The 13,620-nt window shown below is 34.7% G+C and carries 8 protein-coding genes and 2 pseudogenes; 6 read left to right on the top strand and 4 right to left on the bottom strand.

The window, feature by feature from the left end; translation table 11 throughout:
* Positions 1-131: 131 nt before the first annotated feature.
* From BJK46_RS12600 to BJK46_RS00510, 3 genes and pseudogenes are all read left to right on the top strand, one after another.
* Positions 132-373 (top strand): annotated as a pseudogene (locus BJK46_RS12600) (terminase small subunit); the annotation flags it as partial.
* 239 nt (positions 374-612) lie between these two features.
* Positions 613-810 carry a hypothetical protein gene (locus BJK46_RS00515; protein ID WP_063279069.1) on the top strand — a complete coding sequence of 66 codons (198 nt, stop codon included), beginning with the start codon at positions 613-615 and terminating at the stop codon, positions 808-810.
* Positions 811-1,039: 229 nt separating this feature from the next.
* Positions 1,040-1,585 (top strand): hypothetical protein, encoded by a 546-nt coding sequence (locus BJK46_RS00510; RefSeq protein WP_063279064.1) that lies wholly within the window; start codon positions 1,040-1,042, stop codon positions 1,583-1,585.
* Positions 1,586-2,178: 593 nt separating this feature from the next.
* On the opposite strand, the pseudogene BJK46_RS00505 reads toward BJK46_RS00510, so the two are convergent.
* Positions 2,179-2,322, bottom strand: a pseudogene (locus tag BJK46_RS00505) (site-specific integrase); the annotation flags it as partial.
* Positions 2,323-2,844: 522 nt separating this feature from the next.
* Between BJK46_RS00505 and BJK46_RS00500 the strand changes: the two are divergent.
* Entirely contained in the window at positions 2,845-3,744 is a 900-nt protein-coding gene (locus tag BJK46_RS00500; RefSeq protein ID WP_157929435.1) for an Abi family protein, read from the top strand.
* Positions 3,745-4,151: 407 nt separating this feature from the next.
* Here BJK46_RS00500 and BJK46_RS00495 read toward each other — a convergent pair whose 3' ends face one another.
* Positions 4,152-5,066: a TDT family transporter gene (locus BJK46_RS00495; protein ID WP_014614890.1), complete on the bottom strand. Its 915-nt coding sequence runs from the start codon at positions 5,064-5,066 to the stop codon at positions 4,152-4,154.
* A gap of 409 nt (positions 5,067-5,475) precedes the next feature.
* Positions 5,476-6,477: a thermonuclease family protein gene (locus BJK46_RS00490; protein ID WP_233506563.1), complete on the bottom strand. Its 1,002-nt coding sequence runs from the start codon at positions 6,475-6,477 to the stop codon at positions 5,476-5,478.
* 843 nt (positions 6,478-7,320) lie between these two features.
* Here BJK46_RS00490 and spsN point away from each other — a divergent pair.
* Positions 7,321-9,273, top strand: a complete 1,953-nt coding sequence (gene spsN / locus BJK46_RS00485) for an LPXTG-anchored surface protein SpsN (protein WP_063279061.1) — start codon at positions 7,321-7,323, stop codon at positions 9,271-9,273.
* Positions 9,274-9,932: 659 nt separating this feature from the next.
* The gene (gene lip, locus BJK46_RS00480) at positions 9,933-11,987 is read left to right on the top strand and encodes a YSIRK-targeted triacylglycerol lipase (RefSeq protein ID WP_063279060.1); all 2,055 of its coding nucleotides are present in this window, start codon (positions 9,933-9,935) and stop codon (positions 11,985-11,987) included.
* A gap of 243 nt (positions 11,988-12,230) precedes the next feature.
* On the opposite strand, the gene BJK46_RS00475 is transcribed toward lip, so the two are convergent.
* A complete protein-coding gene (locus tag BJK46_RS00475) occupies positions 12,231-13,616 on the bottom strand; it encodes an APC family permease (RefSeq protein WP_014614886.1) in 1,386 nt (461 codons plus the stop codon).
* Positions 13,617-13,620: the final 4 nt, after the last annotated feature.

Here is a 13,620-nt window from a genome sequence, read left to right as displayed (position 1 = left end):
TTCTGACTAAAGCCGGTTTTTTTTGCTCAACTTACTTTGGGTTATATTGAAGTATTTTCTTAAAGCCTTAATAATCTTGCCGTAATGTGTAGGTAATTCTGACATTTAAACCAATGTATTTAATGAGTAGAACTGCAATAGGAGAAGAAACTGAAACGAGAGAAGTTGTCGTTAAACGTGGTGAGTATGTCCGTAACCCAGATACAAATAGAATGAACGTAATTTATAACGAGCATGTAGAAACGATGATGTACCAGCTAAAATAAGTGATCGTAACAAAGCGCGTGAAATGTTAGCGAAGTATCATAGCTTATTTACAGATAAATTAGATGTGAGTCTTGTGACACCAGAATTTGTTGATGATATTCAGTAGATGATTAATGCAGAACCACTGCCTTTTATTAGGTGGCGGTTTTTTATGGAAAATTGAATACAGTGTTAAATGTTAAAAATTTATTCGGGGATACTCAAGAAAGAACTAGAGAAAAAAAGAATTGGAAGAGCTTGCTGGCGTTATTAACAACAGTGATTAGCAGAGTCCAAGTTTGGACTTTGTTAATTCAAATGATAGTATATTATCTAATGAAACTTATCCAGTTAAGGAGGTTTATTATGAGCGGAAAAGATCATAACATGCCTAAATCGCAACAAACGTTATTAGCTATAATAACTTTTGTGTTTTTACTTGAAATCATACTGACAGCTTTTTTCATTTCATTTAGTTCGCCTTTTTTCAAAGGATTAACGATTATACATGGAATATTAATTGTTGTATTTCTTACTAGGCAGATCAAAAGAAAAGGTTTTTGATATATTAATAGAATTATTTTTAGTATGTGAACACCCTTATTATTTAGGGTGGTTTTTAATAAAGGTTTTTGTGTTAAATATGATGTGAATTTGCTAAAGCGGACTATGTAATTAAGAATTAGTGTTTAGATATCAATAATACAGTTGAAAGAAAACTATGATATGATACGTTAAATATAGGGATGTTTATTAAGGGGTTGTTTAAATTCTGAATAAAGGGGTTTTTACAATGTACAAAAACTTAAGAAAAATTGCCACTGCTAGTATTGCGACCTCTCTTTTGATTGGGCCTGTTTATTTTACGGTAGAATCAGGTAAAGCTAATGCTGAAACTGTTAAAGCAGTTGATGAGGAAATGAAACAAAGAGAAAAAATTGGAAATGCTTTATTAGAAGAAATAGATAATAGTAAACAAGACTTTAAAGAACCGAGTGTGGCTGAAAAATTAAAAGGACAAGTTAGAGATTATAAAAATGGGGTAGCAGAGAGAGGTAAAGCTACTGTAACGGCGAAAGCTGGAGCTAAAGCTATAAGAGCTACTGTTAATAAAATTGGAGAGAAAGCTTGGAATAAATTAGTTGCTAAAATAGAAAATACTACTGGTACAAAGTTAGTCATGTTCCATTATCAAAGTATTAATAAGTTTTGTGACATTTTAACGGGGTTTGAAGGTAATTTAGCTGATGGTATAGCTACAGGATTAACTAATAATTTTGGTTTCAATAAACAATTTGCTTATATTGTAGCTAGAGCATTCATTGCTATTGTATTGTAGGTGTACTTGTGATGAGCACTAATAAAAAAATCTATTTGGCGTTTTTAGTAATAACTTTTATTATTTATATATCTTTACCTGTTATTATTGGGGAGAATACATTTGATGCTCGCTTGTTTGTTATTTTCCCTTTACTGTTTTTTGGAGCATTCTTGTTTTCATCTAATAACAAAAAGAAATGAATGAACACCCATAATTTAAGATGGGTGTTTTGTCCTTTGAAATAAACACAACTCATGCTGGGTTATATTTACTGATATCGAAGTCGTAATTTAATATGGCTCTTTATTTATGTTTTAGAAATCAGTGAATGGGTAAAATTAAGTATCTTGTGACTAACCACTTATAAAATTCTCCCACACGTTGCAGGCAGTGAATACGTAATTGAATACGTTAATTATGAAGTGATGTTAATTGATGAGAAGTATTAAGTTATAAAAACACTGCAACATCAATTGTTATAAGATAATATAAACTAACGAAAAACACTCATTTCATCGAGTGGGAATAATATATAAGCATAATAAAAGAGTTAGAAACGTTGCTATAATGCACTTTCTAGCCTTTTTTATTTGGCGTTGAATACGTTAATGCTAAAAATTGATATCATTTGCGAACTTTTCAGCCACTTGGTCACGTTGTTTTTCAGTGACGTGAGCATAAATATCCATATTGGTTTTGATGTCGCCGTGTCCTAATCTGTCTTGTACTTCTTGGATAGATAACCCCGCTTCAAAATAGTGTATTCTAAGCCACCAATTCTCAACATAATGGGAAAAGCTCAGCGTAGTAGTTTTCACTAAGGTTTTGACAAGGTGGGGAAGTCGTAAATCACAACGTCATGTGTAGGCTACTACACCAACCATATGGCTATCATAGCAATGTGGATATGAATAAAGGGGAATTTCTAAAAAGAAGCGTATGCGTCGTTCTATCCGGGTATTCATCTGACGCCCGTCATTTTGTGCGGGGTCTGTGAGTTACCTACCACACTTGGACAAGTAGACAAAAGTGTCTTGTCGTGATTGTTAAGATATGCGATATATTCACAAGTAAAACCCTAGCAAAAGATAACATAAAATATGACTTTACGATTTGAAGGTTAAAGAACGTGATGCCAATAGTGGAAATAAGAAAGTGGATAAAAACATTAAAATTACCTAGCACTATCTTGTAGTTTTTAATGTATAATATGTGTAATATCCTAAAAAAGGTAAGGTTGTACAATGTCGTTATCATTCAAATCTCTTATAATTTATATGAAGTTTAAAGGTGTAAAATTTATCTATATTAATGAAATAGAAGCCATGAGAATATTAGAATTTAAAAATTATTATTACAAGCTCAATAGTTATGTTGATAACTACCCAAAACAAATAGTAAGACATCAAAGTCAGTTAGTTGAAAGATATCAAGAAGTGGATTTTAAAAATTTAGTGGATTTAGCAAGTTTAGATATGAGATTGCGTTATATTATAATAAAATTTTGTTTGGACATTGAGCACTCTATCAAGTTAAATATTATGAGGTCAATTACATATTTAGAAAACGAAGATGGCTATAAGGCTGTACAACGCTTTTTTGGCTATGTGAGACAGACGTCAAAAATAAAAAATCCATATAAAAAAATGATGGAATATTTGAGTTATGATACATATAGAAAGTTAGATTATGATAAGTATGAACAAAACACGCCTATATGGTTTTTAATTGAGCATATACAGTTTGGCAACTTGTGTTGGTTCATTGAATTTTATTATAATACGTATAAAATTGATGAGTTTAAAGAATTGAGCAAAACGGTGCGATTTGTAAAAAACATCAGAAATAAAGCTGCACATAATACCCCTATATTAAATAATATTGTTTTGAAAAACCAAATTAATGGCAATAATAAAAGCGTGTTAATAACACAATATGCGAAAAGTTTAGGTATTCGTAAACAAACTTTAGATAAAAGGCTTAGTAATTACAATATTCATGATATTTTAGCAATGCTTTATGTTTACGATAAAATAGTTGTGAACAAAAATATGAGAGCACGTAGAATTGATGAACTCAATGCCTTCATGGAGTATGCTCGAAAGAATAAACATATATACGACGAACGCTTTAAGTCAGTATATAATTTTTTTAGTGAAGCACTTGCTAATTACTAATCTTTACTCTATTATTGTTATTAAGGAAATAAACTATATGTTTGTAGGCCCTGCGTCGTAAGATGTAGGGCTGAGTTTTTGTGTATGTATTAATTTATCTTTAAAATACATTTCTTGGTGAAAGTAACAGATTATAACCTCACGCATGCAGGCAGTGAATACTTATTTGAATACGTTATTTAGTAAGTAATGTAAATTGACAGGAAGTACTCACATATCAAAACACTGATATATCAATCTTTATAGGCTATTACAAATTAATGAAAACTTACCCTTTCATTGAGTGGGAATAATATATAAGCATAATAAAAGAGTTAGAAACGTTGCTATAATGCACTTTCTAGCCTTTTTTATTTGGCGTTGAATACGTTGATACTATAAACATATGCTTCCCAAGTGCCCTATTTTTAGGCTTGTTTTAAAAAGAAATGCATGTAACCGAAAAGCACCCTAAACACAATTAAGGTAGCTAATAACATTTCAAAAAGTAACAGCCATTCCCAGATTTCAGGAAATGCCAATACTGACATACTGTTTTTTAAAGCAGTTGCTGAGATGACTAACGGAAATGTAAAAGCTGAAAACACTGGTGAAAAAGGTGCTTTTAATAATTGTGGTAACTGTAAAACGATATAAAAATAAAAAAATTGAGACAATACTAAAAAAATAATGATGATGTAACTATTCGCATTAGGAAAGGTAAGCACATAGGCCGCTGCCACTAAAGAAAACGGTGCACAAATGGTAGAAGTATTGGGTTTGATAGATCGTTGCAATGGATATGCTTTTAACCGCTTAAATACAATAGGCAAAACAATACAAGTGGCTAGAAAACCATAGATAACGCTAGCTTTACCAATGATATAATAGCCGCTCACTGGTGCAGTCAATCCAGCAATTGCAATACCAATATAAAGGACAGTCCATGATGGATAAACATTCTCGAGAGTAAAACGTTTTAAATACTTCATTGAAAAAATAGTCATATGTAGTAGCATTCCAATAAGGCACACAACCCATAAAGGGATAATGAACTGATTGATGACAGTGACATTGCTAAAAAACGTATTTAAATAAGTAGTGACTAAAAATCCTGACATGAAAAATGTGGTGAACACAGATGCGACCAGAGGGTTATTCAATTGATCTTTAACATGATTAAAGTTATGAAACATACTGTATAACAAGTGAAGCCAAATTAAAATAGCTAAGATGCCACAAATGGCGTTTAAAATAAGAGAAATGTCTTTCAAGAGATTCCCTAGTCCCAACAAACCTAAAATCAATCCTGATGTTGCTAAAGGCGCTTTTTGAAGTTTCATCATTGACAACCTTTCTTTTTGTGATTTTCTTCACTAATTATACCATGATATTAAGAAACGATTAATAAGAAAAATTATTTTTTTGTAATTCGAGATGAGGTTGTCCTGACAATGGTCTATTGTTTTTGATTAATTGAATAATTTGATTTTGCAAAATGAGGGATGTGTATGTTAATCAAAATGTTTTCTCATATTTGTAGGTATGAAATCAACTGTTGAAAGCGTGGAGGAATAGGGAGAAATATCCATTTGTTAATGATGGGACGACAATCTTTATCAATTCATATACATTCGTGCAACACATCGATGACACTAACCAGAAAAAGCAGGCTAGAATAACTGTTGTGGGACAGCTTCTAGCCTGTTATTTATACATTTTGGAAATTCATATGTGCGCACTTGCTAAATATTAGTGGGTTTCACAAGCATGCCCATCGTGATTTCTATCTAAGCGACGTTGATAGGCTGGATGACCGAGTGGGACCCCACCAGGATAAACTTTATTAAGCTCAGTACAGTTTTTAAACCATGTTTGCTGAGGTGCAACATTTTGATTTGGCGTCGATTGTTGAGGCGCTGTGTAAGCTGTGTTAACTGAAGCGGTATCTTGTGCAACAGTATCAGTTTGCTCAGACCATATGCCTAATCTTTCTTGTTTTGCTAAGGCTTCAGCTGCTTGCAAACGCTCTAAATATTTAGTGTTAGGTGGGTAAACATAAGCGACTTTTGCTAATCCTTCTCTGACTAAGATTTCATTGACTAATTTGCCGTCAACAAATACATAGGCTAAGTCTCTACCATACTTATCTGTTTTAGGACCAACATCATATTCAATTTCAATTTTTGTTGCGCTACTCAACAGTGATTTTGTTCGATTGGAGGCTTCTTTACCAAAAGGTTGAACACCTAAACGCGGATGTTTTGTTTCGGGCGTATCTATCAATAAATAACGCACGGTTTTAATTTTGCCATCAATATTGAATTTTGAGGTATCACCATCAATATGTTTAACGAATAGAGCGGCAATTAAGTTATCTGACGTACTTTGCTTGTTTTCGTGATTCGACTGATGTTCAGATTGTGATTCTTTTTCGCTTGATGTTGAATTTGATCCATCATCTTTTTTGCCTTTTTTATCTCTATCTTTATCTTTTTCTTCATTCTTTTGTTTTTTATCTTTTTCTTCCTGGTGGGTTTGACTCGTATGTTTTGCACTTTTGTTTTTATCAGTGTCCGTCATTCCCCCAACTATAACAAATAGAATGATAAGAGGGATGAAACTCATTCCATATTTTTTTAAGGTAGGCTTTACGGGTCGTTTCCTAATTAATGTGAAAATCACTTTAAGAAACAGATAAACATTGTAGAGCCAAACAAAGAATAATAACATTGTAAAAATGAGATATAACATAATTTCTCACATCCTTCACCGATTTCTTTTTATTATGAAGGTGAATTAAGTTTATGTAAACAAAATTTGATATAAAACTATATATTTAACACAGAAAAGTAAAAATTGAGTTAATAAGACGTTGGGGATCAAACCATAATACATATAAGAGATGACTGAGGAATTGACGTCATATTCTAAAACAAGTGATGAGCAATGCAATCAAGATGTCTATTGGGGGAGGAAATAAAAACGGTTTATTTTAACACAATATTTTTATAGCTGTAGACAAAAAGACATCTAGAGACTCTGACATGTTAAAGTCAAAATTTCTAGATGATTATGATTAGGTTTAATGATGATGGGCATATGAGTTTATATACGTTGAGAATGAAAACAACAATGATAGATATGAGATGAAATAAATAATAAAGTATAGTACAAGAAATATATTGAAAATAATGTGTATAACTTGGCATTTAAGATACGGCACCTTTTGATATGTTTATAAATAATACGTTTTCCTATATGATGTTCGTCATAAAAAAGCTTACTAACGAAATGTGTCATCATAATGAGCAGAATAGTAAACTGTGATTGTGCGATAACGATGCCATAATAATGCCAATCCTTTGTGAGTACCCCTATTTGTATAAAATGAGTGAGTTGGAAGAGGGTGTGTGAGGTTCACTTTAGGAGGCATCTATATTATTAATATGTACAAATAAACAAGCGAAAAAACTAAAATCCCTGAACGTTAGATGCCGTACTTTTAATTAATAGTTAATAATCAGTTAATAACATTTATTTCATTAATATATTAAAGTATATAAAGAATGAATAAGTAGAAGAGCGAGGATAACAATGTTAAGAACAAATTATAAACTAAGAAAGCTTAAAGTAGGTTTAGTATCGACAGGTGTGGCGTTGACTTTTGTGATGGCAAGTGGGAATGCAGAGGCGTCGGAGAACGAGCAGACTGAAGTAAAAGGGGAGGCGCAAGTTGCTTCTGTGAATGAAAAAGAGAGTGAAGCAGAATTACCTGTAGCGCAACAAGAAGGATCTATTCAACTAGATAAAGTACAACCAGGCGATGCACAGCTTTCAGGCTATACACAGCCAAACAAAGCGATTTCTGTAAAGATCGACAATAAAGATATTGTGTCTGTAGATGATGGCTATGAAGAGGTATTATCGGATGATACAGGTAAATTTGTATATGATTTGAAAGGGCGTCAAATTGTTTACAATCAAAAAGTTGATGTTGAAGCGATGACGCCATTTAATTTTGAAGATTTTGATGAATCAGCACTTGAGAGCGAAGAGGCCCTAGAGGCGTTAGGTCAATTGGAAGACGAAGAAACAGCGACAGCTTCTGTGACGACGCCTAGATATGAAGGTGCGTATACAGTTCCTGAAGAACGCTTGACGCCCATTCAAGGCCAACAGCAAGTATTCATCGAACCTATTTTAGAAGGGGCAAGTAAAATCAAAGGACATACATCTGTACAAGGTAAAGTCGCGTTAGCAATCAATCAAGAACATGTGCACCTAGGTGATACGTTAGAAGAACAAGCAGCACTCACTGATCAAGAGTGGCAAGGTCGTTATGATGGGATTTGGCGCCATATTGATGATCAAGGGTTTTTCGAGTTTGACTTGAACCGTCTTTACAATAAATCTTACCCATTGAAGTCTGGCGATTTAGTGACTTTATCTTTTAAATCTAATGACGAAGTAGGCCCATTATTCAATGTGAACGTTGAGCCTTTCGAACGTGTGGCACAAGCTAAAACAAAGTATGAGCAGAATGACAGTCCAGTAGTCAACAAATTGGATGATACTAAAAGTGACTTGGAGGTTCAACCTATCTATGGAGACCTTACACAAGCAGCAGTACATGGCGAGTCGAAAGTGTTGATACCGGGGACGTCAAAAGTTGAAGGACGTACGAATTATGCACATGCATGGATAGAGATGGCATCTAATTTAGGGGAATATCGTAGTTTCCCTACATTACAAGCTGATGCGACAGGTGCGTTTATATTTGATTTAAAAGCGGCAGACATACAATTGTTAAACGGAGAACGTTTGACATTCAGAGCCGTTGACCCACATACAAAACAACAGTTAGCTGAAACTACATCAGAAGTACGCCCAGTAGATATGCAAGATGAAGAGTCAGAGGTTGTGCAGACTTCAAGCACTGAGAAATCAGCACTTGCGGATGAAATTCTTCGTTCTATGACAATTGACAAATCATTTAATCCTGAAGTTACCGAGATACCGGGTCATGTATATCCTAAGAAAACAGAGGATAAAGGTGCTGAAAATACAGAACAAGCCTCAGAGAATTCTGAGAAGCCATCTCAGACTACAGAATCTCAAAATGATGCCGTACAAGATGTAGAGAAATCCTCTGTTAATGAGGAGGTTACGCCACCTTCAACAGAATCTGCTCAAGTTGAAAAGGGGCAAAATACAGAAGGGGCTTTGCTTCCAAAAAATGTAGAACAACATGTAGAGAGTATACCATACCAAAAACGTAAAGCGTTGATAGGACTGACAAAACATCAAGGATCAGGGCACATGCCGCCATTTTCTTTAAGCTTTAACAATAAAGAAGATGACGTATCAACAAAGGTTAATGAAGCAAACGAGCATGAACGTAAGCAGGGTACAGTTTATCCAGAGCAAATAGAACAATTACCTCAAACAGGTTTAACTGAAAAATCGCCATTCTGGGCATTGTTATTTGTTGTATCAGGCACAGGTTTATTATTATTCAAACGTTCTAGACGACAACGCCAATCTTAATAGTTGAAAATAATGTTATCATACTGGATGTGTTAGCATATGGATTGTATTAAATGACTCTACTGTGAAAGTAGCCATGCACCATCATCAGAAAACAGTATAGTGTAACAAAAATCTATAGAACAATTATCAAGCGAAAACAATACGAGGTTTTCGCTTGTTTCATTTTATGAATTGTATACTTTTGCGGTTGGTGGGGCATCTACTGACCGCATTTTATTTTTGATATAAAAAACACAAAACCGCTATCATTGTAATTTTCAAACCAATAAAGAAGATATTGCGCTTATGTACAATATGTAATGATATTGAAGAAAGACAGAGAATTAAAGTTAAAAACTACTTAAAAATTGGGGTAACATGCACATCAAAACGTAATGGCTTATGATGCAAAGATTAAGATAAGCGCATGTTTGACAACTATAAAAATGGGCAGTTAAATCCAATTGATGATTGAGACAACTAAGGGAAGCAATAAAACATAGTACCTAAAATATAGACTAAAATCTTTAACCCTTTATCAGATATTCTGTAAATTAATAAATTTTAAATATAATTTTATGATACTATATATATTTATAACTAATGTGATATATTATCATTACAGTTGTTTAAGGGGGATTTAATTAAGGGGAGTTAATCTTATTAGAGGTGATATCATGAATCAATACAATCAAAAAAGTATTTATCGTATCAGAAAGTATACTGTAGGTGTGGTTTCAGTCTTGGCGACGATGACCTTCTTAATCGGTGGGCATGACGCTATGGCAAGTGAGCAGCATACTACTCAAGCATCTAGTGAATTAGCGAGAACAGAAGTGACTGTAAGCAATCAGTCGCTAAGTGAAGACACTCATACACAGTCGTTACCTCAAAAAGAAGGACAACATTCTCATTCAGGTGACTCTAAAAATCCTAAAACATCGCTATTCGCTAACGCTTCATCTCAAGAACAATTGCCTACTACACCGGAGCAAGGTGTTTCATCGGATAATCCTAACACGTCTTATCCCACTCATATCAATGAAAATACAAATGTCCCTTCTTTAGTTGACATACAACAAGAGAAGGGGGAAAAATTAAGTGATGTTCCAAACAGCGAGAAAGTGAAGACGCAATCAGGTAGTCAGATTGAGGAACCTCCTCATTCAAACAACCGTAAAGCCGGGCGTATTGCAGAAAACCAGGATTTAACATCTCAGCAAAGTGATGTGGCATTAAAAGACCAATCAGATGTTGAAGTGAGCAAACGTGTGAACCATCGATCTTCTGAAGCTATGCGGGCCCGAAATGTAGAAAAAGCACAGACAGATGAAATCGATCAAATGACATCACAGAATCTTAAACCAGTCGTTAAGGATAAAACTGATCAAGGTAAAGAGCAAGCTATAGCAGAACACAAAGATCAAACTAAAAAAGGCGCTTCAGAAGAGGGAATGACGCAAAAGGAAACAACACAAGAACAGCAATCCCAAACGCGTGTAGCGAATTCTAAAGAGGTGTTAGAAAAATCATCCACTCAAGCTCAGCAAAAGCAATCTACCAATAAATATCCTATCGTGTTAGTACATGGATTTTTAGGGTTAGTAGGTGAAAATGCACCAGCACTCTATCCGAATTATTGGGGAGGCAATAAATTTAAAGTTATTGAAGCGTTGAGGAAGAAAGGCTACGATATACACCAAGCAAGTGTTGGTGCATTTAGTAGCAATTATGCACGTGCAGTGGATTTATATTATTTTATCAAAGGCGGTCGTGTTGACTATGGTGCAGCACATGCAGCTCAATATGGTCACGAACGCTTTGGTAAGATTTATAAAGGAATTATGCCTGACTGGAGACCAGGTAAAAAAGTTCATTTAATTGGGCATAGTATGGGAGGACAGACGGTTCGTTTAATGGAAGAACTTTTAAGGAATGGTAGCAAAGATGAAATTGCGTATCACCAAAAACATGGTGGTACAATTTCGCCACTTTTTAAAGGAGGGCTCACTGATATGGTTTCATCAATAACGACACTCGGGACCCCTCATAATGGCTCACAAGCTGCAGATCAAGTGGCAAATAAAGAATTTGTACGCCATATCATGTACGCACTGAGTCGGGTGGCAGGTAGCGAATATTCAGACTTTGACTTAGGTTTAAGGCATTGGGGCTTTAAGCAAAGACCTGGTGAAAGTTACTTTGATTATATGAAGCGTGTGAGTGAAAGCCCAATTTGGCAAACGAAAGATAACGCGGCCTATGATTTAACATTAGAAGGATCGGCAATTTTAAATCAGAAAACAAGCCTAAACCCTAATATTACATACACGACTTATACTGCTGAAGCATCGCATAAAGGGGCTTCGGGGAAAGAGGTTCCTAATGTGGGCGTGTTTCCGTTAATGGATTTAACGAGTCGCATTATTGGCAGTGATGCCAGGTTAGAGTGGCGTAAAAATGATGGGGTTGTTGCAGTTATTTCATCACTATTTCCATTAAACCAACCTTTTGTTAAGGTCTCATCTGATGCTTTAGCGACCCGTAGAGGGATTTGGCAGGTCAGACCTGTTTTAAAAAATTGGGACCATGTTGATTTTATTGGTATTGATATTTTCGATTTAAAGCGAACAGGTGGAGAACTAGCGAAATTTTATATGAGTATCATGGATAATTTATTGCATATTGAAGCGTTAGATATGGCCGCTCATATAAAAAAATCTGCATCTTAATCCATTGTATTAGGTTTGAGTAACCGAATATCGTCACATATCGCGTTCACTTTAAAAGTTTTAATGGAGTAAACAAAAACATCTGCATCGATTAAATGACGAATAAGTCACTACTGCTTGATGAAGCGGAATGACAGTTAGAGACGTGCGCTTGTGATGTATAGCATGAGAAGGAGTGGTACGTTAAAGCGATAATTAATGAAGTTTTTTCGTCCCACTCCTTATATTTTTCAATCGTCCATTTTAGGTCATCTTACGTGGTATTTGAGTCGACTCTTTTTTACTTAGAGGTGTCAAACGATAAAGTATTATTGGGAAAATGACGTAACTCAAAACTAATGAGGCAACACCCAAATAGTTAAAAGATGTTACAGCGTCGTTTGTAATAAGAAACTGCCCTTTCCAATTGAATTTTATAAGTAAAACGAGTGTCAATACAAAAGAAAATATAGGTAACAATACATCCGTAAAGAAATTTTTACGAATATGATTTAGTGTAGGTGCACTCGTTTTGCCGTAGTAAAATAAAATAACACAGATTGGAACGATTAAATATTGAATGAACCTAGAAATTGAACTTAAAAGAATGATACTTGTCAAGTTATATTGAAAAGCCAAAGGTATAGCAATAGCGATTAAGAATGTCAGCATAAATGCAGGAAGCGGAAAATCATAGACAGTACGTTTTTTAAACCATTTCGGGATTTGGCCTTCATGGGCGATAGCTTCAATAATTCTTGGCGTTGAAAAAGAAGCAGCGACATTAATACCAAACATGGATATTAAGCTTCCATACAAAATGATACGATGGATAACAGGTGTATCAAATACGGCCACCAATGAGACAACTTCTTTGGTTTGAATGAGCGCCACTGGATTGATAGTCATAGTGATGGAAATAACCCCAATATAAATGAATGCAATCATGAAAATAGCAAGCGGAATGGCTCTGGGTAAGTTTTTTTCTGGAGATTTCATATCTTGTGCGCCCGTAGCAATACTTTCAAATCCTGTAAAAGCATAGAAAGCGGCTATGATGGCCATAACAAATGCTTGTGAATCGATTTGAGAAGTGTCGACAAGTGTACTGATACGACTAAACTGGGTATCACCTGTTTGAATAACTAAATAGAGACCTGATATGATAACGGTAAGTAAAGCAGCTATTTTTCCAATCGTGGAGAGGTTGCTGACCCAGACTAAAAGGTGTTTGCCGAGTACATTAATGAGTAACAAAATTCCCATTAGCAAAATAAAGCCCAACGTGATAAGACGTGCATCCGTATGATCCCCACCAAAAATAGTGATGACAGTTTTAACGACAGCTGTCGCCATGACTCCCCATGCAATACTCCCAGCAATAAAACGCGTAATCCCTACATAAAATCCGATATGAGGACCTAAAGCCACCATTGTATAAGAATAGGCAGCGCCACTTTTATTTACATATTTTGAAGCAGATGCAAAAGTGAGCGCTAAAATACTAGCAAATATAGCAGCCATGACATATATCAGTGGCGTATAGATCCCTGATATTCGAATGACTGATCCGGGAGTTAAAAAGATACCAGAACCGATAATTGAATTGATAGATAATAATACGATAGACCAGAAGCCTAATTTTTTCATACAT

Source organism: Staphylococcus pseudintermedius (assembly GCF_001792775.2).
Classification (GTDB): Bacteria; Bacillota; Bacilli; order Staphylococcales; family Staphylococcaceae; genus Staphylococcus; species Staphylococcus pseudintermedius.
The sequence above is the reverse complement of the archived record's forward strand: the minus strand, read 5'-3'. Positions and strand labels throughout refer to the sequence as shown.